Here is a 26,646-nt window from a genome sequence, read left to right on the forward strand (position 1 = left end):
CGCCGCGATTGCTTTTCACGGATGCATCATCATTCGATCCGCAGTTCTCTTTTCACCAAGTCGAGCAACTTGCCCAAGTCCACCGGCTTGAGCAGGAAATCCACCACCCCAAGGTGCATCACGTCCACTGCCTCTTTCACATCGGTGTCCCCCGAGACCACGATGATCGACAACGCCGCCCGCTCCGACTGTCGGATTTGTCGAATCAACTCCAGACCGTCCTTAGGCTTCATGCGTAAGTCGGTGATCATCAGCGCGATTCTCGGCTCGTAGTGCAGTTTGAACATCGCCTCCTGCGCACCATCGGCTTTCATGCAGTCAATGCCCCGGCTTTTCAGATAAAGGCATAGCGCCTCGCTGTTCACCGGATCGTCGTCCACGACCAGCACCACCGGCTTGGGCGCGACAGGCGCACTCAACACGGCCAGCGCTTCGCGCTCGGCGTCACTCAGGATGTCGTCATGCTCAACCATGATCATCTCGTCAGAAACATCTCGTCCCTTCGCTAGGACAACGCCTTGTGAGGTTGTTCACAAACGCTCCATAGACTTACGTCCAATGGGCACCACACCGCCGTCGGCCGACCATGGAGGCAGAGAACAACAAGGCCGACACTTATATAGATATATATAGTTCGGCGTAGCGATACGGTCAGTTTCATGAGCAAAAAGGACGCCTACAGCCAGGCGGGCAGGACGGCTGTTCTGCAGAACATTCAGGGCACGTTGCAGTTTCTGCAGCGGTTTCCCCCGTTCAACCAGATGGAACATAGCCACCTGGCCTACCTGGTGGAACAATGCCAACTGCGTTTCTATGCAGAGGGGGAGAGCATCCTCAAACCCGCCGATGGCCCCGTTGAGCATTTCTACATCGTCAAGCAGGGCCGCGTAGTGGGCGAGCGCCAGCACCTGATCAAGCCAGGTGTGGAAACCACCTTCGAGATTACCAGCGGCGAATGCTTCCCCCTGGCAGCCCTGCTGGGCGAGCGGGCCACCCGCACCGAGCACTTGGCCGGTGAGGACACCTTCTGCCTGCAACTGAACAAAGCAGCGTTCATTCGCCTGTTCTCGCTGTCGGACGTATTCCGTGATTTTGCCCTGCGCGGCGTCAGCAGCCTGCTCGATCAGTTCAACCAGCAGGTACGTCAGCGCGCCGTGGAGACGCTGGGCACGCAGTACTCACTGAACACGCCGCTGGGCGAATTGGCCATGCGTCACCCGGTTGTCTGTCCCCCTGACACGCCCCTGCGCGATGCCGTGCGGCAGATGCACGAGCAGCAGGTCGGCAGCATCGTGGTGGTCGACCCGCAACGCTACCCGGTAGGCATTTTCACCCTGCGCGACCTGCGTCAGGTGGTGGCCGCCGCCGATGCCGACCTGGGTGCGCCGATCGATCGGCACATGACGACCAAACCGTTCTATCTCAACCCGCAGTCCTCGGCCTTCGATGCGGCCATCGCCATGACCGAACGGCACATCGCCCATGTCTGCCTGGTGGAAAACCGTCGGCTGTGTGGCGTGGTGTCCGAGCGCGACCTGTTCTCGCTGCAACGGGTCGACCTGGTGCACCTGGCCCGGACCATTCGCCACGCACCGCGTCTTGAAACCTTGGTGTCCCTGCGCGGTGAAATCGGTCAATTGGTCGAGCGCATGCTCGCCCATGGCGCGTCGTCGACGCAGATCACCCAGATCATCACCCTGCTCAACGACCATACAGTCTGCCGAGTCATCGAACTGGCCCTGGCCGAACGCGGCGACCCCGGGGTGCCCTTCAGCTGGCTGTGCTTTGGCAGCGAGGGCCGTCGCGAGCAAACCCTGTACACCGACCAGGACAACGGCATCCTGTTCGAGGCCGCCAACAGCGCCGAGGCCGATGCCATTCGCGCCCGGCTGCTACCGTTGGCGCAATACATCAACCAGTGCCTGGCCCAGTGCGGCTTCACCCTGTGCAAAGGCAACATCATGGCCGGCAATCCCGCGCTGTGCCTGTCGCGCAGCGAGTGGGCGCGCCGCTTCGCCGGCTTCGTTCGTGAAGCCAGTCCGGAAAACCTGCTGGGTTCGAGCATCTACTTCGACCTGCGCGTGGTCTGGGGGGACGAGCAGGGCTGCGAACAGTTGCGTCAGGGCCTTCTCGAACAGGTCGCCGACAACCGTATCTTCCAACGCATGATGGCCGAAAACGCCCTTCGCCAGCGCCCGCCAGTGGGCCGTCTGCGCGAGTTCGTGCTGACTCGCCAAGGAACCGACAAAGCCGCCACCCTCGACCTCAAGGTCCAGGGACTCACGCCCTTCGTCGACGGCGCACGGCTGTTGGCGCTGGCCAATGGTATCGGCGCTTGCAATACCCTCGAGCGTCTGCGCCAGCTGGTCGACAAAGGCATCATCGAACCGCTCGATGGCGCCGCGTTCGAAGAGGCTTACCACTTCATCCAGCAAACCCGCATGCAGCAGCACCAGCGCCAGACTCGCGAAAACCTGCCGCATTCCAACCGTCTCGACCCGGACAGCCTCAACCACCTGGACCGACGCATCCTGCGCGAGTCCCTGCGCCAGGCCCAGCGCCTGCAAAGCAGCCTGGCCTTGCGGTACCAGCTATGAGCCTGTTCACCTGGTTGCGCCCCAACGCGCCCCTGCTGGAGGCCTCGCTGCGCCAGCGCCTGTCGCAGTTGCCCAAGCCTGCGCCACTGGGCGTCTGTACCCTGCGTGAGCAGCGCTGGGTGGTGCTGGACCTGGAAACCAGCGGCCTGAACACCAACCGCGATCAGGTGTTGTCGATCGGCGCGGTGGCGATCGAGGATGGCGCCATCGACTTTGCCCAACAGTTCGAGCGCACCTTGCGCCGCCCGGAGCACAAGACCAACGCCAGCGTGCTGATCCACGGCCTCGGCCCTAGCGCCCTGGCTGCCGGATGCGACCCGGCCGAAGCATTGCTCGACCTTCTCGAGTTCATTGGCGACAGCCCGGTGCTGGCTTTCCATGCGCCTTTCGATCAACGCATGTTGGCCCGCTCGCTGAAGGAAAGTCTTGGCTATCGCCTGCAGCATCCCTTCATCGACATTGCCGAACTGGCCCCCCTGCTCAACCCCGACACCGTGCTGCGCGAAGCCAGCCTGGACGACTGGTTGGCGTGCTTCGGCCTGCAAGTGGACGAACGTCATCATGCCAGTGCCGATGCCCAGGCGACGGCCGAGCTGGCCCTGATCCTGTTCAGCCAGGCCCGCCGCCAGAAATTGGATAGCCCGTTGCAATTGGAGCAGCGCTTGCGCGTGATGCGTCGGCGCAAGGCTCATCACTACGGTCTTTAGTGAGATAGCCATCGAGCCTGCACGTGCAACGCACAACACACCCGTAGGCGCGAGCCTCGCTCGCGATGCGCCGCGCAGGCGGCGCCCGACCTCACCGGCACATGACGCCCCCATACTGGCATTCCGATAAGCGTCCATTGCACCCCGCCCCTCGGCTCTGCAACAATCGCGAATAATTATCGTTAGTTAATGCATTCGTTCCGGGGGACGCTGCTTGTCGTCTGTACAGAGCCCACTCGCCGAGCTGGTTGGAGCACTCTACCGCGACCATCGCGGCTGGCTGCTCGCCTGGCTGCAACGCAGCATGGCATGCCGCCAGCGTGCCGAAGACCTGAGCCAGGACACCTTCGTGCGTCTGCTGGGCCGCGAGCAACTGGACAGCCCTCGTGAACCCCGCGCCTTCCTGGCCGCCATCGCCAAAGGCCTGATGTTCGACCATTTCCGCCGCGCTGCGCTGGAACAGGCCTACCTGGCAGAGCTTGCGCGCGTGCCGGAGGCCGAGCAGCCCGCACCGGAAGTCCAGTTGCTGATCCTGGAAGACCTCAAGGCCATCGACCGCTTACTTGGCAAACTGTCGAGCAAGGCCCGCGCGGCATTCCTGCACAATCGCCTGGACGGCATGGGCCACGCCGAGATCGCCGCGCACCTGGGGGTCTCAGTGTCGCGGGTACGGCAGTACATCGCCCAAGGCATGCGCCAGTGCTATGTAGCGCTGTACGGGGAGCCGACGTGAATAACTCACCGGTTTCGGCCCGTGTTCTCGACGCCGCCATCACCTGGAAACTGAGCCTGGACAGCGGCAGCAGCACACCCGATGAACGCAATGCCTTCATGCGCTGGCATGCAGCCAGCGAAGAACATGCCCGCGCCTGGCAGCAGCTGGGGGCCTTGGACCAACGCGTCAGCGCCGCCGCTGGCCCCGCGCGCCAGGCCCTGGTGCAGTCGCGGGTAGGCCTCAGGCGACGTATCGGCAAGGTCGGCGGCGGCCTGGCCAGCATGTTCCTGCTCGGCTCCCTGCTGGCCTGGGCGACCGCGCCGTCGCTATCGCCACATTACTGGTTGGCCGACCAACGTACCGCCACCGGCGAGCTGCGCACCTTGCGCCTGGAAGATGGCACGCTGCTAAGCCTGAACACACATACCGCTGTGGATATCGACTTCGAAGGCGAGCAGCGCGTGCTGGTACTGCATGAAGGCGAAATTTCCGTTGAAACCGGCCACGCCGACCCTCGCCCACTGCTCGTGCGCACCGAGGATGGCCGCCTGCGCCCACTGGGCACGCGCTTTTTGGTACGCCGCGAAACCCATGGCACACGCCTGGAGGTGCTGCAATCGTCGGTCGCGGCGATGCCACGCAACAGCGGTGACGAACACGTCCTGGCCGCAGGCCAGCAGGTGCTGATGCATGCCGATGGCCTTGGCCAGGTCGCCCCGGTACCAGCCGGCGCCGACGCCTGGACCCGTGGCATGCTGGTGGTGGACAACGTGCGCCTGGCCGATCTGCTCGCCGAACTGGGCCACTACCGCCACGGCCACCTGGGGATGGACGACGAGGTCGCCGACCTGCGCGTGACCGGTAGCTTCCCGCTGCACGATACCGACCTGGCCCTGGCCTCGCTGATACCGGCACTGCCGGTGAAGATCGAGCGGCATACACCGTGGTGGGTGACCGTCAAAGCCAAGTAACCCTGCGCTCCCCCTGCAGACGCCGGCTTGCCGGCCATGACCCGTGGCGAGCGAAAACGATTTCTAAATAATTCTCACTTTTTTTCAGACGACCCCTGTCACTTTCCAAATCTCGCTCGGCAAGGAAGCAGTTAGCACTTATTCGTCGAGGAGCCACTGCATGTCCCGTGCTGTTGATCGTTTCCTGCGCCCCAGCGTAATGGCCCTGGCCATCGGCCTGGCCGCCCCGTTGGCCAGCCCAGCCCTGTTCGCTGCCGAACAGTCCACCCTGCGTGCCTATGACCTGCCTAGCGCACCGTTGGCCACCACCCTCAACCTGATCGCCAGCCAGTCGGGCATTGCCCTGGCCATCGACCCGGCCTTGGTCAGTGGCCGCAATTCGGCTCCCGTCAGTGGCCAGTACGATGGCCTTGGCGCCCTGCAGGTGGCCCTGCGGGGTACTGGCCTGCAACTGCAGCAGAGCAGCGTCGGCAGCTACAGCCTGGTGGCCACGCCGGACGGCACCCTGGCGCTGCCGGAAACCGCCATCAATGCCAACGCCGCCTATGAAAGCGCGTGGGGCCCGGTCGATGGCTACACCGCCACCCGCACCGCAGCCGGTACCAAGACCGACACAGCCATCGCCGAACTGCCGCGTTCAGTCACGGTGATCACCCGTCAGCAGATGGAAGACCGCCCGGTGCTCAACCTTAACGACGCCCTGCGCTACACCGCCGGTGTGCAAAGCAGCGGCTATGGCTCGGATTCGCGCAGCGACTGGCTGCTGGTGCGCGGCTTCGTGCCTACCCAGTTCCTCGATGGCCTGCCCTTGCCCAAGGGCAACTACGCCACCCCCAAGATCGAACCTTGGAACCTTGAGCGTATCGCCGTACTGCGCGGTCCGGCTTCGTCGGTTTACGGCCAGACGCCACCCGGTGGCCTGCTGGACATGACCACCCGTCGCCCACAGTTCGAGAGCAGCCACGAAGTAGAGCTTCAAGCGGGTAGCAACGAACACAAGCAGATCAACTTCGACAGCACCGGCAAGATCGACGACGAAGGCCAGTTCCTTTATCGCGTCAGCGGCACCGTTCGCGACAGCAACTCGCCGGTCGATCACATTCCAGACAAGCGCTACAACATCGCCCCCAGCCTGACCTGGAACATCAACGACGATACCAAGCTGACTTTCATCACCCAGTACACCCGTGACGACACGGGCATCACCGGCCAGTTCCTGCCCCTGCAAGGCACCAAGCTCGACAGCCCGGCGGGCAAGATCTCGCACCACAAGAACCTGGGTGACCCGGACTGGGAATCCTACGACCGCACCTACTATCACCTGGGCTATGCCTTCGAAACCCGCCTGAACGACACCTGGCAGTTCCGCCAGAACCTGCGCTATGCCCGAAACGAGCTGGACTTCAAGGGCATCACTGCTGGCGGCTCGATCTGGCCAGCCGGCCCGGATGAAGCGGTCAGTGCCGACGGCACGGTGCAACGTACCGCTGGTATCGTCGAGGAAGACATCAGCCAGTTCGCGGTGGACAACAACTTCCAGGCCGACTTCCAGACGGGTGCACTGAGCCACACCGTGTTGCTCGGCCTCGACCACCAGCGTTCCGACAGCAATGCCCGCTGGCGCTGGGGGTCGAACGGCGTACCGCCGAGCAACATCCACAACCCCATCTACGGGCAGGACTTCTCGAACGTCGAGTACTTCGACATGTACGACTACGACCAGAAGACCCAGCAAACCGGCCTGTACATCCAGGACCAGATGGCCCTGGACAACTGGCGCCTGACCCTGGGTGGTCGCCAGGACTGGGTACACACCGGCACGACCTTCCACAACAAAGGCGATGCCACCAACACCCAGCGTGACAAGAAGTTCAGCAGCAACGCAGCCCTGAGCTACGTCTTCGACAACGGCATCACCCCATACTTCTCCTATGCCGAGTCGTTCCAGGCGGCCGCCGGCGCTACGGTCAACGCCACCGATGGCTTCAAGCCAACCGAAGGCAAGCAGTACGAGCTGGGTATCAAGTACCAACCCCCAGGCAGCAAGACCCTGCTCAGCGCAGCGGTGTTCGACCTGACCCAGGAAAACATGTCGGTAACCGAAGGCGGCGTAACCCGACAGGTTGGCGAAGTTCGGGTCAAAGGCCTGGAGCTGGAAGCCACCTCGGATGTCACCCGCAACCTCAAGCTGATTGGCTCCTACACCTACAACGACAGTGAAATCGTCAAAGGCAACGACGGCGAGAAAGGCAAGCGCATGGCCCAGGTTCCACGTAACCAGGCCACGGCCTGGGCTGACTACACCTGGCACGAAGGCCTGCTCGACGGCTTTGGCGTGGGCGTGGGCGTTCGCTATGTGGGCGATACCTACGGCAATACCACCAACACCGACTGGGGCCACGTAGGTTCCTACACCGTCTACGACGCCTCGGTGCACTACGACCTGGGCCGCGTGAACAGCACGCTCAAGGGCGTGACCGTGGCGGTGGATGCCAAGAACCTGTTCAACAAGGACTACCTGTCGACCTGTGACGGTTACTACTGCTACTACGGCGACGAGCGCAACGTGGTGGCAAGCGTCAATTACAAGTTCTGACCGCCCGGGGCCACCGTGCAGCCCCATCGCCCAGTAGGCGCCGGCCTGCCGGCGATTGGGCTGCAGCGCAGACCCAGGGTCCATCAGACCAAAAACCGGAACCCAGATGAAAAGCCAAACCATCCGCCGCTGGTCGGCGATCCACACCTGGAGCAGCCTGGTCTGCACCCTATTCCTGCTGCTGCTCGCGCTCACCGGTTTGCCGCTGATCTTCCACCACGACCTGGAACACCTGCTTGGCGACGCGCCTGAACTGCGCGAAATGCCAGCGGATACCCCGCACCTTGACCTGCAACAACTGGTGCTCAAGGCTGAGCAACACCGTCCCGGCGAAGTCATGCAGTACGTTGGCTACGAAGATGACGAACGCAATGGCGTGGTAGCGATCATGGCCGCCACTGCCGGGACAGAACCCAACGCGTCGCACACCTTCATGCTCGATGCACGCACCGGCGAAGCCGTGGCCATGCCCGCAGCCAATGGCGGCGTGATGATGACCCTGCTGCGCCTGCATGTGGACATGTTCGCCGGGCTTCCCGGCAAGCTGCTGCTGGCTTTCATGGGCGTGCTGTTCGTTGTCGCCATCGTTTCCGGTACCGTGCTCTACGCGCCATTCATGCGTCGCCTGGAATTCGCCACCGTACGCCACGACAAATCACGCCGCCTGCGCTGGCTCGACCTGCACAACCTGATCGGCATCGTCACCCTGGCCTGGGCACTGACGGTGGGCGTCACCGGCGTGATCAGTGCCTTGTCCGACCTGGTAATCGCCGCCTGGCGCAACGACAGCCTGGCCGCCATGGTCGCCCCGTACCGGGATGCTCCACCTCTCACCCAGCGAGCCCCGGCGACGCACCTGCTGACGATCGCCGAACAGGCCGCACCCGGCATGCGCCCGGACTTCATCGCCTTTCCCGGCACCCGCTTCTCCAGCGAACACCACTATGCAGTATTCATGAAAGGCGCGACGCATTTGACCTCGCACCTGCTCACCCCGGTGCTGATCGATGCTCAGACCCTGCAAGTGACTGCCATCGGCGAACGCCCCTGGTACATGGATGCCATGGGCCTGTCCCAACCCCTTCACTTCGGCGACTACGGTGGACGTCCGATGCAACTGCTGTGGGCTGTGCTCGATGTCCTGACCATCATCGTGCTCTGCAGCGGCCTGTACCTGTGGTGGGGCAAGCAACGCAACGGCAAGAAGGAGCGTGCATGAGCCACAAGTCGCAACCGACCCAGCGGATTTTCGCCTGGCCAAGCCTTATCGCCGCGCTGGGCGCAGCCGGGCTGTTCGCGGCGCTGCTCGGGGATGGCGCCTGGGATGCACTGTCCTGGCTGGGCCTGGGCATCCCGGCGTGGCTCGGGGTTCGTGCCCTGTGGAGGTAATCGGCTAACACGCTTGTATCGCCGGCAGGCGCCATGCTCGACGGCTCATTTATCGCGGAGCCAGTTCGATGAGCCTGCACTACTTTCAATCCTTCGACCGACACCTGGCCGCCCTGCTTGCCTCGCCTCCCCAACCTGACCGCTCGCGATCGCTGCTGCAGGCACGTCAGCACTACTTCGCCGACCTCGCTCGGTACTGGCTTGCCAGCGACGCCTCGCTAAGCCGGCGGACGCAGTTGATCGCGTTGCTCCGTCAGCAAATGCTGGCGCAGATTGCACTGCGCTGCGACGACCATACACTCGGCGACCACCATGCTGCTCTGGTCAGGTGTTGCGTGAACATGCCGCTGCCCTCGCAGCGCCAGCATCTGCCTGAGGCTGAGCGCCCGCAGGTCTACCGGCCAGTACTGGATATCGGCACACCCAACTGGCGCAGCTACCTGCCCGGCGCTTTCGTGATCGTCGAAGGCGGCCCCGAAGGCAGTAGGGCGGACCCCAGGCAAACCAGCGATTACGCGCTGCTCTGCAGCCTGTCGCATGGCATAGAGGCGTTCGACAATCTCGGCGACCTGCACACCGAACTGTGCGAGCGACTGGACGATCCTCAGCAAAGCCAGTCGCTGCTGCGGTATCTGGACAGCGACCAGGATCGAGAGCTGGCACGCAACGCCGAACGCCTGCGCTACGACTGGTTCAACGATGACCTGATCCAGACCCAGGCCCAGGCGCTGATCGATGGGCAACAAGCAGCGCTCACCCGCGTATGGCACGACGCGCTGCTGCAATCCCCGGTGGACTGGCCGATGCTCGAGGAACGCTTGCGCAAGGCCGCGGATCTGCTGCCGCTGGCCGACAGCCGATCTGCGCTGACGACACGCTACGGCCTGTTGTTGGAACGAAACGCACCGGCCTGGCTCAGAAATGCCTCGACCCAAGGCCTTACGCACATCATGCAAACCTTGCAGGAGCTGGTGATTGCCATCGACCGCGCGAGCGCCCCCGGCATCCTCAGCCACGAACAGTTCCTCGATCGCAACCATCTCAAGGCCTGGACCCGCGAGCACCTGCGCAGGGCGTTGCAGCTACGGTATCAGTTGGATGTCGATCCGCTCGATCTGTATGTCAGCATCACCAGGGCCAGGCAGGTAGGCCCGGTGTCGCACCCTGGCATCACCAGCGTCTGGATTCCTGCGGCCAGCCGTGCGCAGGCAGGCAATACCGTCGAACTGGTGCGCCAGACCTACCGCCTGGATGAGCTGGCGTTTCTCAACATCGGCGTGCTCGACATCGACTACTGGCTGACTGCACGGGTGCATGACAAGGATGAACGAACAGCCGCGGGCATCACCCCAAGCCAGGTCAAGCAGTTGGTACGCGAACTGGACGTCGGCGAACGCTACAGCCAGTACCTGCGTACCCATTTGCTGACGTCGCAGCAGGCTCAGTGGCGCCGGGAGCGCTATGTCGACATCAGCCGTGCGCGCATGCGTGCCGAGGCGGCCAAGGCACGGTACGCCGGCCATTACCTGGAGGACCCGTTCGAACGAGGCTTCGCTTGGACCACCCTGGTACTCGACCACCCAGACAGCCAGTTGCGCAAACAAGCGAACCGGGAGCGCCTGAGCGTGCGCCAACTGCTGATCGGCGGACATAGCCTACAAGGCGTCATGTTGGTGACGCCGGACAAAGCTGGGACCACGCGGTTTCTCGCCTACACCCCAGACGCGCCCGACCGCCGTGCATGGCGGGAGTATCGCAATACCCGCCACCTGCTCAGAGCGCTGCGTGAACAGCCTGCCCTGCGCGAATACGTAAAAGACCGACTGCCGCTGGTAGCGCGTAGGCAAGTCGAACGATGGCTGACCAAGGGCGGCCTTGGCGCAAACACCCAACGCCCAGAGATCACCGGTAACTTCCAACAGGCCCGCTATTTGGCCGAGGTGAACGCCACGCTCGCCGCTGTCGATGCCGGCACCAATACCAAGCTCGAACTGCTGGGCGAGTTGAGCCTGCACGCGTTATCGGTGCTGCTGGACCTGATCAGCCTCGTGCTACCCAACCGCGCATTGGTGGCGGTGTCGCTGGGGCGCTCGGTGCTGTCGGTGATCGATGCCGGCAGGGCCTTCAGGCAAGGTGACCAGCTCGGCATTCTGAAACACATGGTCGAGGCGTTCACGCACGCCAACGACGCGGTGAACAACATCGGGGGAACCACCGTGGTGCGGCGAGCCATTCGAGCCATTCCACCAGCCCCGCCGCTGAAGTTGCCGCAGTCGTTGGCGGTGGGGGTCGATACCGACAGATTGCACTATCGCGTCGATGGCATTCACAAGGAAGGCATCTATGAACAGCCCTCGTCCTATCCCGGGCTGACCTTCTACTACATCAAGGATGCCGCCGGCACGACCTACCAGGTGTCCTTCGACGGCTACCGCTGGCGTGTCGTCGACCCCCGCATGCCGGATGCCTACACCCAGGTGCCGGTAAAACGACGCCGCGACGGAGAGTGGGTCGTGGACTCCCCGGTCCTGTGGTACGACGGCCTACCCGACCTGGGCGCATTGCTCGAAGACTGCCGACTGGCCGAGCGGCCCGCAGGGGCCGAGGTCGAAGGCGTGGACGGACTGTCTCGCCACGGACAGCGATATTACCTGCTTGCAGGTGGGCACGCCTTGCCGCTGCGCGCGCACTTGCTGGACAACCACTACCACCTGCTGATTCCCGGGCAACCGCTCAGTACCGGGGCGGCATGGGCCATCCTGCGCTGGCAGGACGACCAATGGCGCATCCGCGTGCGCCAGGCTGGACGCAGCAGCGAGTGGCTGGCGCTGCCGCCAGCTTATTCCGTCAGCCGCGGCAGCAGCCTGTCCAGCCGCTGATACAGGGCGCTGCCACTGGGCCAGTTGCGCAACAGCCGTGCACGATCACGGGCATAGGCCGGCGCGAAGCTGAGTTGAGTGGCATGCTGGCACATCGCATCGAGGTCGATCAGCGACCACTGGCCGTTGTGCCAGAACAGGTTGTGACCCTTGAAGTCACCATGGCTGATGCGCTCGCGGATCAGTTGCTGCATCAGGTGCACCAGGGCGTCGACCTGCTCTTCGGGGGCTTCGCCGTTTTCCACGTAGGGCGCGAAACAGGCAGCCAGGTCCGGGCCATCGACGTACTCGGTCACCAGGTAGGCGCGGCTGCGCAGGCCCATGACCCGTTGTTCGAGCACCGCCAGGGGCTTTGGCGTGGCGATGTCGAGGAATTCCAGGCGGTGCCCTTCGATCCAGGAATGCCAGGCCCGGCTCGGGCGCCAGAAGCGCTTGAACCAGTGGGCGGTATTCTTGATGTTGTAACGTTTGACCACCAGCGGGCGGCCATTGACCTCTACGCGAGCGACGCTGGCCGCACCACCGGTCTTGTACAGGTGCCCCTGGTCGATCAGCGCGTCGGCCTGTTCGAGAACCGGCAGCATGGCATCGGTTTCACTGCGCCGAATCGCCCGCAACCCGGAGAGGCTGCGCTCGACGCTGAACAACGAACATTCTCGCCCGGCCTTTTCCAGATAGTCCTTCAAACGCCAGTTGCGCACCTTGTCCACCTGCTTCTGCAACGCTTCCATCGGCAAGGCGTGTTCGGCGTTGGCGAGCAGGTAATGCACCAGCAACTCTTCGATGAACGGCTCCAGGCGCTTGGGCAACTGGGCGAAGAACACACCGAGGTTTTCCAGCACGCGAGGGCGCGAAAGCTGCTGACCGGGCGTTTCGGCCTTGATGCCGGCACCGTCGATCAGGTACAGCTTGCCGCCGTGGCGCAGCAGGTTGTCCAAGTGCAGGTCTTCCTGCCACAAGCCTTTGGCGTGCATCTGAGCAACAGCGGTCAGCGCCTCGCCCAGCACTCGGTGTTGCTCATCGGCCAGCACCGGCAAAGGCTCTACGTCGGCCCAGGCATCGGCCAGGCTTTCAGCGTCGTCGAGAAACTCGAACAACAGCCAGCCGCCCTCGCCTTCCTTGAGGCCATCGGCCAACAGCTTGGGCGTGGTGAGGCCTTGTTCGGCAAGCAGCTTCACCCCTGCCAGCTCACGCTGGAAATGGCGAGCGGCGTTGCCACCGACCAGCAACTTGGCCAATACCGGCGTGCCACGCCAGATACCCGCGCCCACGTAGCGTTGGCCGGGCAAGACACGCAACAGGCTGAGCAACTGCAAGTCAGCGCTACCGGCAGCATCGGCCAGGGTGATGGACAGGGGCAGCGAAGGGCTGCGACCTGCGTTCTTCAATTCGGACAAACGCATCAGCGGGCCTCTTTATGTCGACGGCGTTGCGTCAAGCGTTGTAACCAGGTGTCGACCCGCACGCTGTCTGCCGGCTGGCCAAGGTAGGCCGCCAACAAGGTTCGCACGTCACCCTCGGACCAGGCGCGCGCGCGGCGCAGCAAGGGCTCCAGGTCCTTGAGCCGGTCGCGCATGCCGAACAGCAGCGGCCGGGTCTTTTCCAGGTCGATCAACTGCGCGTCCCAGCCTTCACGGCGTTGGCGCAGGAAAATATGCTTGGGGTAGAAGCAGCCGTGCACCTGGCCGGCCTTGTGCAGGGTGCGCGCCAGCTGGCCACAGGCCTGGAGAATACCCTCGCGCTCATGCTCGCCCAGCTGCGACCAGCGCGCCAACAGGCTGTCCAGGTCGCTCCAGTCATCCAGCGCCCGGGTCATGAGAATGGCCCGGTGCTGACCAGCCTGTTTGCGCTCACCATAGAACACCGCCTGCAAAGCCGGTATGCGCAGTTTCTGGTAACGGCTGATGTTACGGAACTCGCGGGCGAAGGTCGGCTCGCCGAATGGCCGGTGCAAGGTACGCGTCAGGTAGTCGCTCTGGCGCTTGAGGTAGTAGCCCTTGCCTTCGAGTTCCAGGCGGAACACGCGGCTCCAGCCGCCTCGCCCGGTGTTGGGCTCGTCGACGGCGTCGAGCTGCAAGGCCCACAGCGCCTCGAAATCGTTCAGGCCATGACGTTGCAGCAGCGCAAGGTCAGCGCTGGCCAGGTAATCGGTCATTCCCTTCCCTCGAAAAAGCTCAGCACCTGGCGAATGCGCCGCTTGTCGCGCAGGCTCAGGCGTTGGCGCCCACGGTATTGCAGGTAGAAACGCAAGCGCTGGGTGGCTGACAGATGATACTTGGCGACCTTGTCCAGGCACGCCAGGTCCTTGATCAGCCGGTGGCGCCACATGAAGCCGCGCCAGAAGTCGCCGGTCGGGCAGTCGATGAAGAATAGCGTGCCCTGGTCGTCGACCAACAGGTTGCGCCACTTCAGGTCGTTATGGGCGAAGCGGTGCTCATGCATGATCCGCGTGTGTCGCGCCAACTGGCGGCTGACATGCGCCACCCAGGCAGGGTCGGACAGCCGTGGATCATTACGCCTGGCCAGTTCGGACAAGTCTTCGGTACGCGGCAGCTCGCGGGTGACCATGGCCCCGCGACCAAAAGCCAGGCCCTTGCGCTCAAGCCCCCAGGCGACCACTTCGGCGGTGGGAATGCCCCACTTGGCGAACTGCTTGAGGTTCTGCCATTCGGCCTTGATGCGTGGACGGCCCAGGTAGCGACGCATGTGCTTGCCAGCGCCGGTATAGCGTTTGACGTAGTAATTGACCCCATCGCGCTCGACGCGGATCACTTCGCTGAGCGGGTCACGCGTCAGGCGCTCGCCTTGCAGGGCGAACACCGCATCGAGGCTGCCAAAATCCGCCACCAGGTGTTCATAGCCCGGCGCCAGTGTCCAACCCGCCATCAGAGTGCATCCCCATAGCGTTGCTTGCGATCGTAGAGTTTTTGCGCCTTGCGTTCGAGCCACGCCAGCAACGCGGCTTCGTCGGCCAGGACCTGGCGCAGTGGGCGCTGGAAGTAGCCACGCAGAAAGCGCAGTTTGTCGCGCCGGGTCAGGCCGATGTCCAGCGCCGAGAAGTACAACGCAGCCAGGTCCTTGTTGCGCCAGCGCCGGCTGATTGTCGCCCGGGTCTGGGCACGATGCAGGTCGATGACCGACAGTTTGAAGTCATCGGGCGTCACCGGACGGTCGGTGTGCAGCAGGAAATGACAGATGTAGCAGTCGCGGTGATTGACCCCGGCGCGGTGCATGCCGCCGGTCATCTTCGCCACCTCGGCGATCAGCGCGCGCTTGAGGCGGGGCGCAGGTGGCTGCTTGACCCAGTCGATGCTGAAGTCTTCGAGACTGATGGTCGGTGCCAGCTCTTCGGTGACGATGAACGAATGCTGCGCAGCCGGGTTGCTGCCGCGCTCGCCATAGGCGACCGCCGTCATGGTCGGCACACCGGCCTCATGCAGTCGCTGGATCGCCTGCCATTCCTGGCCAGCGCCCAGCACAGGCAGCTTGGCGGTCAGCAGGTTCTTGAAGATCTCGCCCCAACCGATGCCACGGTGGATCTTGACGAAGAAGCCCTCGCCATCGACCTCGGTACGCAGCGTGCGGCGGCCTTCGAGCTCGCGGTATACCTCGCCTTGCAGCGCTTCCACGGCCTCGAAGGCGTCACGCCCGGCCCACAGGTGCTTGAACGGTTCGGCCAGAATCAGCTTCATGCGGTCTCCTGCCCCAGGATCACGTCAGCGGCATGTTGCGGCATGCTGTAAAGGTCGGCGGTTTCTGCGAACGCCAGGCCGTTGCGCGACCAGTCGGCGCGGGCCTGCGGCTCTTCGAGCATGCGTTGCAGGTAGCGGTTGAGCTGCTCCTGCTCGAAAGGCTCGTCCAGCACCAGGCCGCTGTCGGCCTCGGCGATGTAATGGGCGTAGCCGCACACCTGCGAGACCAGCACCGGCAACCCCGCCACCAGGGCTTCGAGCAGCACGGTACCCGTATTCTCGTTGTATGCCGGGTGGATCAGCAGGTCGGCGCCCAGCAGGAAGCGCGGGATATCACTGCGTCCCTTGAGGAACTGTACCTGCTCGCCAAGGCCCAGCGCGGCACTTTGCAACTGGAACACCTTGGGGTCGTCCTGGCCGATGACCATCAACCGGGTACGCTTGCGCAACGCCGACGGCAGCGCGGCCAGGGCCTTGAGGCTGCGGTCCACGCCCTTGGTCTTGAAGCCGGAGCCGATCTGCACCAGCAGCAGGTCGTCGTCCCCCAGGTCGAACTCCTTGCGGAAGTCGGCGCGGATCTCGGCGGCATTGGCCGGAGCCCGGCGATCCTGGGAAATCCCCGGTGGCAGCAAGTGAAAGCGCTCCACCGGCGTGCCGTAATGCTTGATGAACAGCGGTTGCTGCACCTCGGAAATCATCAGCACCTCGGTATGGGCGTCCTTGGCGAACACCGCCCGCTCGTACTCGGCAAAATGCCGGTAGCGCCCCCAACGGCGGTACAAGCCACCGCGCAGGGTCTGCGCCTTGTCTTCGAAGCAGCCGTCGGCAGCGTAATACACATCCAGACCCGGCATCTTGTTGAAGCCGATCAGACGATCGACCGGGCGCTTGGCCAGGTCGGCGGCCATCCAGGCACTGAGCTTCTCGTTGCGACGGTGGTTGAACAGCGCCTTGACCGGCGCCACCAGCACCTCGAAACCCGGTGGAATATCACCCTCCCAGATCAACGTGTAGACACGGATCTGGTGGCCCCGCTTCTGGCATTCCAGGGCAATGCGCATGAAATCACGCTGCAGCCCGCCGAAGGGGAAATACTTGTAAAGCACAAAAGCCAGTTGCATCAACGGACATCCTCAGCCAGCAGCAACGCGCTCAAGCGGCTCGCCACATGCTCGGGATTCAGGCGAGTGAAGCACAGCGGCCACTCGCGTTTGAGATCGAACCGGCGCAGGTCCTCGGCGCTCGGCTTATAGGTGCACTTCTTCTGCAGGCAGGGCGCGCAGGGGAAATTGCTGGCCTGATGAACCTGAGCCCGACCATAGGCCCCGGTGAGGCCCGGATTGGTCGGGCCGAACAGCGAAATGGTCGGCACATCCAGTGCCGCGGCGAGGTGGCCCAGGCCAGTATCCACCGCCACGCACGCCTTGGCGGCCGCCAGTACACGGGCGACGCCGGCAAGGTTCAACTTGGGCAGCACCTGACAGTTTTTCAAGCCTTGGGCGATACGCTCGGCGCGAGCCTTCTCCTGCGGGTTGCCCCATGGCAGGCGCACCTGCAGGTTGCGCTGGCCCATGCGCTCTGCCAGTTCGCGCCAGTAGGCCTCGGGCCAATGCTTGGTGGCCCAGGTGGTACCGTGCAGGAACACCACGTAGGGCGCGGCTGGGGGCAGCTGCAGGCGGTCCAGGTCCAGGCCATAGTTGCCGATGCCTTCGGGCAAGTCGTAGGCCAGGGCCATGGCGAACAACTGACGCACACGCTCCACCGCATGCTGGCCAACGGCGACCGACAGGCGTCGGTCATAGAAGCGACTGGCCCAGCCCTCACGCGCCGAATAGCGGTCCAGGCCGGCCACCGGCGCCTTGACGTAGCGGGTCAGCCAGGCCGATTTGACCAGGCCCTGGGCATCGATCACCAGGTCGTACTTGCGCTCGCGAACGCGTTGCTTGAACGCCTTCCACTCGCCGCTCTTGAAAGTCTGCCAGAGGTTTTTGCGCCAGCGGCGAATCGCCACCGGAATCACCTGGTCGACCGCAGGGTGCCAACTGGGGATCTCGGCGAAACCTTCCTCCACCACCCAGTCGAAGCGAATGCCTGGCATGGCATGGGCGGCATCGGTAAGCGCAGGCAGGGTGTGGATCACATCCCCTAGCGATGAGGTCTTGATGATCAGTACCCGCACTTAGTCGACCTCGGCCACGGTATCGATCAGGTTCGGACCACCCAGGCGGTGCAGGGCGGCGATGACGTTGCCAGGCTCCAGCAGGCGCAGGCAGTTGTAGTGACCGAAGCGGCAGGTGCGGTCGAAGCACGGGCTGCATTCGATGCCGGTGCGCACGATCTCGACGTGCTCGGCCAGTGGCGGGGTGAAGCCCGGCGAGGTCGAACCATAGACGGCGACCAGCGGACGGTTCAGCGCAGCGGCCACATGCATCAAGCCCGAGTCGTTGGACACCACGGCGTCGGCGCAGGACATCAGGTCGATGGCTTCGGCCAAGGAAGTTTCACCGGCCAGGTTGTACGACTCTTCACGCAACCCCGGAATCAGACGGTCGCGGATCTGCTCGCCCACCGGGTGGTCGTTCTTCGAACCGAACAGCCATACCTGCCAGCCCTGGCGGATCATCGCGTCGGCAACCTCGGCGTAGTGCTCGGCGGGCCAGCGCTTGGCCTCGCCAAACTCGGCACCTGGGCACAGCGCCAGCACCGGCCGGTCCAGCTCCAGGCCGAACTTGGCCAGGGCGGCTTCGCGGCTGGCTGCCTCGATCTGCAGGCTGGGCCGTGGGTAAGGCTGCGGCAGCTCGGCACCGGGCGCATAGGCCAGGGCCATGAAGCGTTCGATCATCAGTGGGTAGCGGGCCTTGTCCAGCGTGCGCACATCGTTGAGCAGGCCGAAGCGCATTTCGCCGCGCCAGCCGGTGCGCTTGGGGATACCGGCGAAGAAGGGCACCAGCGCCGACTTCAGCGAGTTCGGCAGCAGGATGGCCTGGTCGTACTGGCCCGCCAAAGACTTGCCAATACGCCGCCGCGTGGCCAGTTCCAGGGCGCCATGGCCGAGCGGAAAGCTCAAGGCCTTGCGCACTTCGGGCATGCGTTCGAGGATCGGCCGGCTCCACTCGGGTGCCAGCACGTCGATCACGCAGTCGGGGTGCTGCTGTTTCAGGCACTGGAACAGGGTCTGCGCCATCACCATGTCGCCGACCCAGCTGGGGCCAATGATCAGTATTCTCATGCTTAGTCCAGAAACGCTCGGGGAGGCTGCAGACTGCGGTACAGCCTGGCCTCCCCTCTTTATATTCAGGCTATTTGGCGGACAGTGTACCACTCAGGCCCATCCGTCGCTGATCGCAGCCCCTGTGGCAGCGGGGCCTTCAGCTCAAACCCAGCTCAGCCCAGATCCGCCGCACCTCGCGTCGTTCATCGGCAAACTGCGCCGCGTCGATCACTCCAGCCTGCTTCTGCAAGGCCTGGCGGTGCGAAGCCGAACGAAACGCCTTGTACACTTCACGCAACAGCACCGCGTCACTGGCCGGCATCAACCCTGCCTGTTCCAGCTCTTCCAGAATGCGGATGTTATCGGTCCATCGCAGTATGGCCGGATGGTCGTGAGACCAAGCCAAAGCGGCGTATTGCACCATAAATTCGATATCGACGATACCGCCTGCATCCTGCTTGATATCGAATGGAACCCCCGCATCGAAAGCGTTGGCCGCCGTGCCCGCGACGGTCGCCTTGGTGCCGAGGTTGTCGCGCATCTTGGCGCGCATCTCGCTGACCTCGGTGCGCAGCTTGTCCAGGTCGCGAGCCTGGCCTAGCACCCTGGCGCGCACGCCTTCGAATGCCGCCGCCACCTGCTTGCATCCCACTAGTACGCGGGCGCGCACCAGGGCCTGGTGCTCCCAGGTCCAAGCCTCGTTCTGCTGGTAGCGCTCGAACGCCCCCAGCGAGCTGACCAGCAGCCCGGAGGCACCGGACGGGCGCAGGCGCATGTCGACGTCATAGAGCTGGCCAGAGTTGGTCTGGGTGGTCAACAGGTGAATGATCCGCTGGCCCAGGCGGGTGAAGAACTGGGCGCTGTCGATGGGCTTGGCGCCGTCGGTCTCGGCTTGAGGGTCGCCATCATGGATGAACACCAGGTCCAGGTCCGAGCCATGGCCCAGCTCGAGGCCTCCGACCTTGCCGTAGCCAATGATGACGAAGCCCGGATCGCACAAGCTGCCATCGCTGCGCTTGGGCTGGCCGTGGCGCGACACGGTCTGGCGCCAGGCCAGGGCCAGTACCTGGTCTAGGATGGCCTCGGCCAGCCAGGTCAAGTAGTCGCTGACTTTCATCAAAGGCAGGTTGCCGCTGATTTCAGAAGCGGCCACGCGCAGGCTGTGGGCCAGTTTGAAGTGGCGCAGCGCTTCCATCTGCTGCTCCAGGTCATCCTCGGGAATGCGCGTCAACCGCTCGCGCAACTCACTGGCAAGTTCAGGTGCCAGCGGCGGGCTGAACAAGCGCCCTTCGTTGAGCAACTCATCGAGCAACAACGGGTAACGGGCGATCTGCTCGGCGATCCAAGGGCTGGCCGCGCACAATGTCAGCAGCCGGCGCAGGGCGCCTGGGTTCTCGGTCAGCAGCACCAGGTAGGCCGAACGCCGGGCCACGGCTTCTACCAACGGCAATACGCGTTCGAGCACCAGGTCAGGGTTGTCATGCTCCACCGTCTGCGCCATCAGGCGCGGCACGAAAGCATCGAGGCGCTCACGGCCGATACGCTGCATCGAACGCAGCTGGGGGCTTGCGCGCAGGCCGGAGAGGCGACGCAACGCCTCGGCAGGTTGCTTGAAGCCTGCTTCTTCCAACTGCCGGCTTGCAGCGTCTTCGTCCAGCGCCTGCTCCCACAGTGGCAACCACTCGCCCCCGACCACCAGCTCGCCCTCGCCTTCTTCATCGTCCGGGTCGGCGATGACCTGGCGGAAGTGCCAGTCGACCCGGCCGCGCCAGTACATCAGCTGGTCGTGGAAGCTCTGCCAGTCGGCAAAGCCAAGGATGTACGCCACCCGCTCACGGTCAGTCTCGCTGTCTGGCAGCATCTGGGTCTGGCGGTCGGCGATGGCCTGCAGGGCATGTTCGGCGTAACGCAGGAATTCGTAGCCTTCGCGTAGCTCTGCAACCACGGCCGGTGGCAGGTAGCCCTGGCCTTCGAGGGTCGCCAGCACCTTTAGCAGCGGCCGCTGTTGCAGGCTCAGGTCACGTCCACCGTGAATCAGCTGGAAGGCCTGGGCGATGAACTCCACCTCGCGGATGCCCCCGGCACCGAGCTTGATGTTGTCGGCCATGCCCTTACGTCGCACTTCCTGCTGGATCAGCTGCTTCATGGTGCGCAGCGCTTCGATCGCCGAAAAATCCAGGTAACGCCGGTAAACGAAGGGACGCAGCATTTCCTGCAACTGGGCACCGGCGTGCTGGTCGCCCGCTACCACGCGGGCCTTGATCATGGCGTAACGCTCCCAATCGCGACCCTGGTCCTGGTAATACTGCTCCAGGGCGTTGAAGCTGAGCACCAGTGCACCTGCCGAACCATAAGGACGCAGGCGCATGTCGACACGGAAGACGAAACCGTCGACGGTCACCGGGTCCAGGGCCTTGATCAGGCGCTGGCCCAGCCGGGTGAAGAACTCCTGGTTGTCCAGCGAGCGCTTGACCCCTTCGGTCTCGCCGCCTTCGGGGAATGCGAAGATCAGGTCGATGTCCGACGACAGGTTCAGCTCCACCGCACCGAGCTTGCCCATGCCCAGCACCACCATATGTTGCGGCTGGCCACTGCGATTGCCGATGGGCGTACCGAACTGCTGGCAATGGCGCGGGTACAGCCATTGATAGGCCTGGTCGATGGCGGCGTCGGCAAGGTCGGACAAGTCTCGGCAGGTTTCGCCCAGTTCGGCTTGGCGGGTGATGTCGCGCCAGATGATGCGCAGTTGCTGGCGGTTGCGTTCACGGCGCAGATTGCGCGCCAGCTCGTCCTCGGTCTGCGCCGCCTGGGCAGCGGCGGCGATATGCGCGCACAGATCGCCCGGGCCATAGCGACGGTCCAGCTCACCGCTGGCGACCAGTTCGAACAGCATGGCCGGTTCGCGCTGGGCCAGGCCCAGGACGAAGTCACTGGCCGCGGCTACCTGATCGAACTGTTGCCGATGGGCCAGGCTCCAAGCGTGCAAGTCCAGCTCAGGGTGACCGGCGATGGCATCGAGCAGGAACTGCTGGTTGCGAGCGACCAGCGGTTGCAGGGTAGCGGGCAGATCGAGCGGCAAAGGCAGGCGCATGGACTATCCTTGATCGGCGAGAAAGTGAGGGGTAGAGGCGGCCAAGGGGAAGCCCGACCACGGTTGGACTGTCATACAAAAGTTGGAAATAGCTGAAAAAAACGAATCACTGGCAAAAAACATCAAGAACCACCTGTTTTCGGCACAACGCCAACCAACATGAACGTTTTTCCTCACAACGCAGGGTGCGACCAAACGTCGCATTTCTGTAGTATTACTACTACCCCGACCGTGTAAAAGCATGAAATGCGAAAGCTTTTGTAGTAAAACTACACGGCGCCGGATGAGACCCCGGTAATCCAAGAATTCACGACGTCTGCCCATAAGGCCAGTCGCAAACTCAGGCCACCGATTCTGGTGGCCTTTCCGCCCTGGAGCAAGCCATGCAAGACCTCGATCCAATCGAAACCCAGGAATGGCTGGATGCCCTGGAGTCGGTCCTCGACAAAGAAGGCGAAGACCGCGCTCATTACCTGATGACCCGTATGGGCGAGCTGGCCACCCGTAGTGGCTCCCAGCTGCCGTATGCGATCACCACGCCATACCGCAACACCATCCCTGTCACCCACGAAGCACGCATGCCTGGCGACCTGTTCATGGAACGCCGCATTCGCTCGATGGTACGTTGGAACGCCCTGGCCATGGTCATGCGTACCAACCTGAAAGACTCGGACCTGGGCGGACACATCTCCAGCTTCGCCTCCAGCGCCACCCTGTACGACATCGGCTTCAACTACTTCTTCCAAGCCCCGACCGAAGAGCACGGCGGCGACCTGATCTTCTTCCAGGGCCACGCCTCGCCAGGCGTCTATGCCCGCGCCTTCATGGAAGGCCGCATCAGCGAAGAACAGATGAACAACTTCCGTCAGGAAGTGGACGGCAACGGCCTGTCTTCGTACCCGCACCCTTGGCTGATGCCTGACTTCTGGCAGTTCCCGACCGTTTCCATGGGTCTGGGCCCGATCCAGGCGATCTACCAGGCGCGCTTCATGAAGTACCTGGAAGCCCGTGGCTTCATCCCGGCCGGCAAGCAGAAGGTCTGGTGCTTCATGGGCGACGGCGAGTGCGACGAGCCGGAATCCCTGGGTGCAATCGCCCTGGCTGGCCGCGAGAAGCTGGACAACCTGATCTTCGTCATCAACTGCAACCTGCAGCGCCTGGACGGCCCGGTTCGCGGCAACGGCAAGATCATCCAGGAACTCGAAGGCGTGTTCCGTGGCGGCGGCTGGAACGTCAACAAGGTCGTCTGGGGCCGTTTCTGGGACCCACTGTTCGCCAAGGACACCAACGGTGCCCTGCAGCGTCGCATGGACGAAGTCATCGACGGCGAGTACCAGAACTACAAGGCCAAGGACGGTGCGTACGTCCGTCAGCACTTCTTCAACACCCCAGAGCTCAAGGCCATGGTCGAAGACCTGTCCGACGAGGAAATCTGGAAGCTCAACCGTGGCGGCCACGACCCGTACAAGGTCTATGCGGCCTACCACCAGGCGGTCAACCACAAGGACCAGCCTACCGTCATCCTGGCCAAGACCATCAAGGGTTACGGTACCGGTGCTGGCGAAGCCAAGAACACCGCGCACAACACCAAGAAGGTCGACGTCGACAGCCTGCGTCACTTCCGTGATCGCTTCGACATCCCGGTCAAGGATGCCGACCTCGAGAACCTGCCGTTCTTCAAGCCCGAAGAAGGCTCCGCCGAAGCCAAGTACCTGGCCGAGCGCCGTGCTGCCCTGGGTGGCTTCGTGCCACAGCGCCGCAGCAAGAGCTTCAGCGTGCCGACCCCGCCACTGGAAACCCTGAAGGCGATCCTGGACGGCTCGGGCGACCGCGAAATTTCCACCACCATGGCCTTCGTGCGTATTCTGGCGCAGCTGGTCAAGGACAAGGAAATCGGCCAGCGTATCGTGCCGATCATCCCGGACGAAGCCCGTACCTTCGGTATGGAAGGCATGTTCCGTCAGTTGGGCATCTACTCGTCGGTCGGCCAGCTCTACGAGCCCGTCGATAAAGACCAGGTGATGTTCTACCGCGAAGACAAGAAGGGCCAGATCCTCGAGGAAGGCATCAACGAAGCCGGCGCCATGTCGTCGTTCATCGCTGCCGGTACCTCGTACAGCTGCCACAACCAGCCGATGCTGCCGTTCTACATCTTCTACTCGATGTTCGGCTTCCAGCGTATCGGCGACCTGGCCTGGGCCGCTGGCGACAGCCGCACCCGTGGTTTCCTGATCGGCGGTACCGCCGGCCGTACCACCCTCAACGGTGAAGGCCTGCAGCACGAAGACGGTCACAGCCACATGATGGCGGGCACCATCCCGAACTGCCGCACCTACGATCCGACCTACGGCTACGAGCTGGCGGTGATCATCCAGGACGGCATGAAGAAGATGACCGAAGAGCAACAGGACATCTTCTACTACATCACCGTGATGAACGAATCCTACCAGCAGCCAGCCATGCCGGCCGGTGTCGAGGAAGGCATCATCAAGGGTATGTACCTGCTCGAAGAAGACACCCGCGAAGCCGCGCACCACGTACAGCTGATGGGCTCCGGCACCATCCTGCGCGAAGTCCGCGAAGCCGCGAAGATCCTGCGTGACGAGTTCAACGTCGGTGCCGACGTATGGAGCGTCACCAGCTTCAACGAACTGCGTCGCGACGGCCTGGCCGTGGAACGCGCCAACCGCCTCAAGCCTGGCCAGAAGCCTCAGAAGACCTACGTCGAAGAGTGCCTGTCCGGTCGCAAGGGCCCGGTCATCGCGTCCACCGACTACATGAAGCTGTTCGCCGAGCAGATTCGCCAGTGGGTACCGAGCAAAGAGTTCAAAGTCCTGGGTACCGATGGCTACGGTCGCAGCGACAGCCGCAAGAAGCTGCGTCACTTCTTCGAAGTCGACCGTCACTTCGTCGTGCTGGCTGCCCTGGAAGCCTTGGCTGACCGTGGCGAGATCGAACCCAAGGTGGTGGCAGACGCTATCGTCAAGTTCGGTATCGACCCGGACAAGCGCAACCCACTGGACTGCTGAGGAGTATTTTTAAGTGAGCGAACTCATTCGCGTACCTGACATCGGCAGCGGTGAAGGTGAAATCATCGAGCTGTTCGTCAAGGTCGGTGACCGCATCGAGGCCGACCAGAGCCTGCTGACCCTGGAGTCCGACAAGGCCTCCATGGAGATTCCAGCGCCCAAGGCCGGTGTCATCAAGGAACTGAAGGTCAAGCTGGGCGATCGCCTGAAAGAAGGCGACGAGCTGCTGGTCCTGGAAGCCGAGGGCGCCGCTGCGGCGCCCGAGGCTCCGGCCGCGGCCGCTCCGGCTCCAGCGGCTGCCGCTCCGGCGCCGGCTGCCGACGCCGCCCCTGCTCCGGCTGCAGCCCCCGCTGCCGCCAGCGTTCAGGACATCCACGTGCCGGACATCGGTTCGTCGGGCAAGGCCAAGATCATCGAAGTGCTGGTCAAGGTCGGCGACACCGTCGAGGCTGACCAGTCGCTGATCACCCTCGAGTCCGACAAGGCCTCGATGGAGATTCCATCGCCTGCCGCTGGCGTGGTCGAAGAAGTGCTGTGCAAGCTGGAAGATGAAGTCGGCACTGGCGACTTGATCTTCAAGCTGAAAGTCGCTGGCGCCACGCCTGCTGCTGCTCCGGCTCCGGCTCCGGCTCCGGCTCCGGCCGCTGCCGCTCCAGCTGCTGCTCCAGCCCCGGCCGCCGCTCCGGCAGCCGCCCCGGCGCCGGTCGCCACCGCACCGGCTGCCGGCAGCAATGCCAAGGTTCACGCAGGCCCGGCCGTTCGCCAGTTGGCGCGTGAGTTCGGTGTCGACCTGGGCGCGGTCGCCGCGACCGGTCCGCACGGCCGCATCCTCAAAGAAGACGTACAGGTCTACGTCAAGGCCATGATGCAGAAGGCCAAGGAAGCCCCGGCAGCCGCCGGTGCGACTGGCGGCGCTGGCATCCCGCCGATTCCTGCCGTGGACTTCAGCAAGTTCGGTGAAGTGGAAGAAGTCGCCCTGACCCGCCTGATGCAGGTCGGTGCCGCCAACCTGCACCGCAGCTGGCTGAATGTGCCGCACGTCACCCAGTTCGACTCCGCCGACATCACCGAGCTGGAAGCCTTCCGCGTTGCACAGAAGGCCGTGGCCGAGAAGGCTGGTGTCAAGCTCACCGTGCTGCCACTGCTGCTCAAGGCCTGTGCCTTCCTGCTCAAGGAACTGCCAGACTTCAACAGCTCGCTGGCCCCCAGCGGCAAGGCCATCATCCGCAAGAAGTACGTGCACATCGGCTTCGCCGTGGACACGCCGGACGGCCTGCTGGTGCCTGTGATCAAGAACGTCGACCAGAAGAGCCTGCTGCAACTGGCTGCCGAAGCCGCTTCGCTGGCCGAAAAAGCCCGCACCAAGAAGCTGTCGGCAGACGAGATGCAGGGCGCCTGCTTCACCATCTCCAGCCTCGGCCACATTGGCGGCACCGGCTTCACGCCGATCGTCAACGCGCCTGAGGTGGCGATCCTGGGTGTCTCCAAGGCAACCATGCAGCCGGTCTGGGATGGCAAGGCCTTCCAGCCGAAGCTGATGCTGCCGCTGTCGCTGTCCTACGATCACCGTGTGATCAACGGCGCTGCCGCCGCGCGCTTCACCAAGCGTCTGGGCGACGTGCTGGGCGATATCCGCACCATGCTGCTGTAACACGCAGCCAGCCTGCCTCCCGTCGCGGAGGCAGGTACCCTTTTCGAGCTGCCACGCTCGTACCTCAACCCCGTCGATTGGCGGGGCTTTTTTTTGTTCGCCGATAGGATTTTGCGAT

Annotated in this window: 19 protein-coding genes; 10 read left to right on the forward strand and 9 right to left on the reverse strand. The window is 63.6% G+C overall.

The window, feature by feature from the left end:
* Window positions 1-29: 29 nt before the first annotated feature.
* Window positions 30-473: a response regulator gene (locus H620_RS0110635; RefSeq protein ID WP_027907320.1), complete on the reverse strand. Its 444-nt coding sequence runs from the start codon at window positions 471-473 to the stop codon at window positions 30-32.
* Between the two features lie 186 nt (window positions 474-659).
* Here H620_RS0110635 and H620_RS0110640 point away from each other — a divergent pair, with 186 nt between their 5' ends.
* The 8 genes from H620_RS0110640 (at window position 660) to H620_RS0110675 (ending at window position 11,854) form a co-directional block, all read left to right on the forward strand.
* On the forward strand, window positions 660-2,597 hold the full coding sequence (locus tag H620_RS0110640) for a DUF294 nucleotidyltransferase-like domain-containing protein (RefSeq protein WP_027907321.1): 1,938 nt from the start codon (window positions 660-662) through the stop codon (window positions 2,595-2,597).
* Window positions 2,594-3,304 carry a 3'-5' exonuclease gene (locus tag H620_RS0110645; RefSeq protein ID WP_023382726.1) on the forward strand — a complete coding sequence of 237 codons (711 nt, stop codon included), beginning with the start codon at window positions 2,594-2,596 and terminating at the stop codon, window positions 3,302-3,304. Before H620_RS0110640 ends, H620_RS0110645 begins: the two co-directional genes overlap by 4 nt.
* A 214-nt stretch (window positions 3,305-3,518) precedes the next feature.
* On the forward strand, window positions 3,519-4,037 hold the full coding sequence (locus H620_RS0110650) for an RNA polymerase sigma factor (RefSeq protein ID WP_027907322.1): 519 nt from the start codon (window positions 3,519-3,521) through the stop codon (window positions 4,035-4,037).
* Window positions 4,034-4,990, forward strand: coding sequence for a FecR domain-containing protein (locus H620_RS0110655; RefSeq protein WP_027907323.1), 957 nt, complete (start codon window positions 4,034-4,036; stop codon window positions 4,988-4,990). Before H620_RS0110650 ends, H620_RS0110655 begins: the two co-directional genes overlap by 4 nt.
* Before the next feature lie 160 nt (window positions 4,991-5,150).
* On the forward strand, window positions 5,151-7,586 hold the full coding sequence (locus H620_RS0110660; protein WP_027907324.1) for a TonB-dependent siderophore receptor: 2,436 nt from the start codon (window positions 5,151-5,153) through the stop codon (window positions 7,584-7,586).
* Between the two features lie 106 nt (window positions 7,587-7,692).
* Complete coding sequence (locus tag H620_RS0110665) at window positions 7,693-8,805, forward strand: PepSY-associated TM helix domain-containing protein (protein ID WP_023382730.1); 1,113 nt, start codon at window positions 7,693-7,695, stop codon at window positions 8,803-8,805.
* Window positions 8,802-8,975: a hypothetical protein gene (locus H620_RS27180; RefSeq protein WP_023382731.1), complete on the forward strand. Its 174-nt coding sequence runs from the start codon at window positions 8,802-8,804 to the stop codon at window positions 8,973-8,975. The genes H620_RS0110665 and H620_RS27180 overlap by 4 nt, the downstream gene beginning before the upstream one ends.
* Before the next feature lie 68 nt (window positions 8,976-9,043).
* Complete coding sequence (locus H620_RS0110675) at window positions 9,044-11,854, forward strand: dermonecrotic toxin domain-containing protein (RefSeq protein WP_027907325.1); 2,811 nt, start codon at window positions 9,044-9,046, stop codon at window positions 11,852-11,854.
* Here H620_RS0110675 and H620_RS0110680 read toward each other — a convergent pair.
* The 8 genes from H620_RS0110680 to glnE all read right to left on the reverse strand — a co-directional run bounded on the left by H620_RS0110680 (window position 11,815) and on the right by glnE (window position 21,848).
* Complete coding sequence (locus tag H620_RS0110680; protein WP_023382733.1) at window positions 11,815-13,257, reverse strand: lipopolysaccharide kinase InaA family protein; 1,443 nt, start codon at window positions 13,255-13,257, stop codon at window positions 11,815-11,817. The two genes, H620_RS0110675 and H620_RS0110680, sit on opposite strands and share 40 nt — an antisense overlap.
* Window positions 13,257-14,009 (reverse strand): lipopolysaccharide kinase InaA family protein, encoded by a 753-nt coding sequence (locus H620_RS0110685; RefSeq protein ID WP_023382734.1) that lies wholly within the window; start codon window positions 14,007-14,009, stop codon window positions 13,257-13,259. Before H620_RS0110685 ends, H620_RS0110680 begins: the two co-directional genes overlap by 1 nt.
* On the reverse strand, window positions 14,006-14,740 hold the full coding sequence (locus H620_RS0110690) for a lipopolysaccharide kinase InaA family protein (RefSeq protein WP_023382735.1): 735 nt from the start codon (window positions 14,738-14,740) through the stop codon (window positions 14,006-14,008). Before H620_RS0110690 ends, H620_RS0110685 begins: the two co-directional genes overlap by 4 nt.
* Window positions 14,740-15,546, reverse strand: a complete 807-nt coding sequence (rfaP, locus tag H620_RS0110695; protein ID WP_023382736.1) for a lipopolysaccharide core heptose(I) kinase RfaP — start codon at window positions 15,544-15,546, stop codon at window positions 14,740-14,742. The genes H620_RS0110690 and rfaP overlap by 1 nt, the downstream gene beginning before the upstream one ends.
* Window positions 15,543-16,667 carry a glycosyltransferase family 4 protein gene (locus tag H620_RS0110700; RefSeq protein ID WP_027907326.1) on the reverse strand — a complete coding sequence of 375 codons (1,125 nt, stop codon included), beginning with the start codon at window positions 16,665-16,667 and terminating at the stop codon, window positions 15,543-15,545. Before H620_RS0110700 ends, rfaP begins: the two co-directional genes overlap by 4 nt.
* Window positions 16,667-17,725: a lipopolysaccharide heptosyltransferase I gene (gene waaC, locus H620_RS0110705; RefSeq protein WP_027907327.1), complete on the reverse strand. Its 1,059-nt coding sequence runs from the start codon at window positions 17,723-17,725 to the stop codon at window positions 16,667-16,669. Before waaC ends, H620_RS0110700 begins: the two co-directional genes overlap by 1 nt.
* The gene (gene waaF, locus H620_RS0110710; RefSeq protein WP_023382740.1) at window positions 17,726-18,775 is read right to left on the reverse strand and encodes a lipopolysaccharide heptosyltransferase II; all 1,050 of its coding nucleotides are present in this window, start codon (window positions 18,773-18,775) and stop codon (window positions 17,726-17,728) included. It lies immediately after the preceding gene.
* Between the two features lie 139 nt (window positions 18,776-18,914).
* Window positions 18,915-21,848 (reverse strand): bifunctional [glutamate--ammonia ligase]-adenylyl-L-tyrosine phosphorylase/[glutamate--ammonia-ligase] adenylyltransferase, encoded by a 2,934-nt coding sequence (gene glnE / locus H620_RS0110715; protein ID WP_023382741.1) that lies wholly within the window; start codon window positions 21,846-21,848, stop codon window positions 18,915-18,917.
* Window positions 21,849-22,231: 383 nt separating this feature from the next.
* Here glnE and aceE point away from each other — a divergent pair, with 383 nt between their 5' ends.
* Window positions 22,232-24,877 (forward strand): pyruvate dehydrogenase (acetyl-transferring), homodimeric type, encoded by a 2,646-nt coding sequence (aceE, locus tag H620_RS0110720; protein WP_023382742.1) that lies wholly within the window; start codon window positions 22,232-22,234, stop codon window positions 24,875-24,877.
* Window positions 24,878-24,890: 13 nt separating this feature from the next.
* A complete protein-coding gene (aceF, locus tag H620_RS0110725; protein WP_027907328.1) occupies window positions 24,891-26,528 on the forward strand; it encodes a dihydrolipoyllysine-residue acetyltransferase in 1,638 nt (545 codons plus the stop codon).
* Window positions 26,529-26,646: the final 118 nt, after the last annotated feature.

Source organism: Pseudomonas taiwanensis DSM 21245 (assembly GCF_000425785.1).
GTDB lineage: Bacteria > Pseudomonadota > Gammaproteobacteria > Pseudomonadales > Pseudomonadaceae > Aquipseudomonas > Aquipseudomonas taiwanensis.

What these genes read in the sequence shown, in the direction of transcription:
- H620_RS0110690 (WP_023382735.1), bottom strand. Translation starts at nt 14,740, where the DNA reads ATGGCGGGTTGGACACTGGCGCCGGGCTATGAACACCTGGTGGCGGAT.
- H620_RS0110680 (WP_023382733.1), bottom strand. Translation starts at nt 13,257, where the DNA reads ATGCGTTTGTCCGAATTGAAGAACGCAGGTCGCAGCCCTTCGCTGCCC.
- H620_RS0110700 (WP_027907326.1), bottom strand. Translation starts at nt 16,667, where the DNA reads ATGCAACTGGCTTTTGTGCTTTACAAGTATTTCCCCTTCGGCGGGCTG.
- H620_RS0110645 (WP_023382726.1), top strand. Translation starts at nt 2,594, where the DNA reads ATGAGCCTGTTCACCTGGTTGCGCCCCAACGCGCCCCTGCTGGAGGCC.
- rfaP (WP_023382736.1), bottom strand. Translation starts at nt 15,546, where the DNA reads ATGAAGCTGATTCTGGCCGAACCGTTCAAGCACCTGTGGGCCGGGCGT.
- H620_RS0110635 (WP_027907320.1), bottom strand. Translation starts at nt 473, where the DNA reads ATGGTTGAGCATGACGACATCCTGAGTGACGCCGAGCGCGAAGCGCTG.
- H620_RS0110640 (WP_027907321.1), top strand. Translation starts at nt 660, where the DNA reads ATGAGCAAAAAGGACGCCTACAGCCAGGCGGGCAGGACGGCTGTTCTG.
- aceE (WP_023382742.1), top strand. Translation starts at nt 22,232, where the DNA reads ATGCAAGACCTCGATCCAATCGAAACCCAGGAATGGCTGGATGCCCTG.
- glnE (WP_023382741.1), bottom strand. Translation starts at nt 21,848, where the DNA reads ATGCGCCTGCCTTTGCCGCTCGATCTGCCCGCTACCCTGCAACCGCTG.
- H620_RS0110675 (WP_027907325.1), top strand. Translation starts at nt 9,044, where the DNA reads ATGAGCCTGCACTACTTTCAATCCTTCGACCGACACCTGGCCGCCCTG.
- H620_RS27180 (WP_023382731.1), top strand. Translation starts at nt 8,802, where the DNA reads ATGAGCCACAAGTCGCAACCGACCCAGCGGATTTTCGCCTGGCCAAGC.
- H620_RS0110685 (WP_023382734.1), bottom strand. Translation starts at nt 14,009, where the DNA reads ATGACCGATTACCTGGCCAGCGCTGACCTTGCGCTGCTGCAACGTCAT.
- H620_RS0110660 (WP_027907324.1), top strand. Translation starts at nt 5,151, where the DNA reads ATGTCCCGTGCTGTTGATCGTTTCCTGCGCCCCAGCGTAATGGCCCTG.
- waaF (WP_023382740.1), bottom strand. Translation starts at nt 18,775, where the DNA reads ATGAGAATACTGATCATTGGCCCCAGCTGGGTCGGCGACATGGTGATG.
- H620_RS0110665 (WP_023382730.1), top strand. Translation starts at nt 7,693, where the DNA reads ATGAAAAGCCAAACCATCCGCCGCTGGTCGGCGATCCACACCTGGAGC.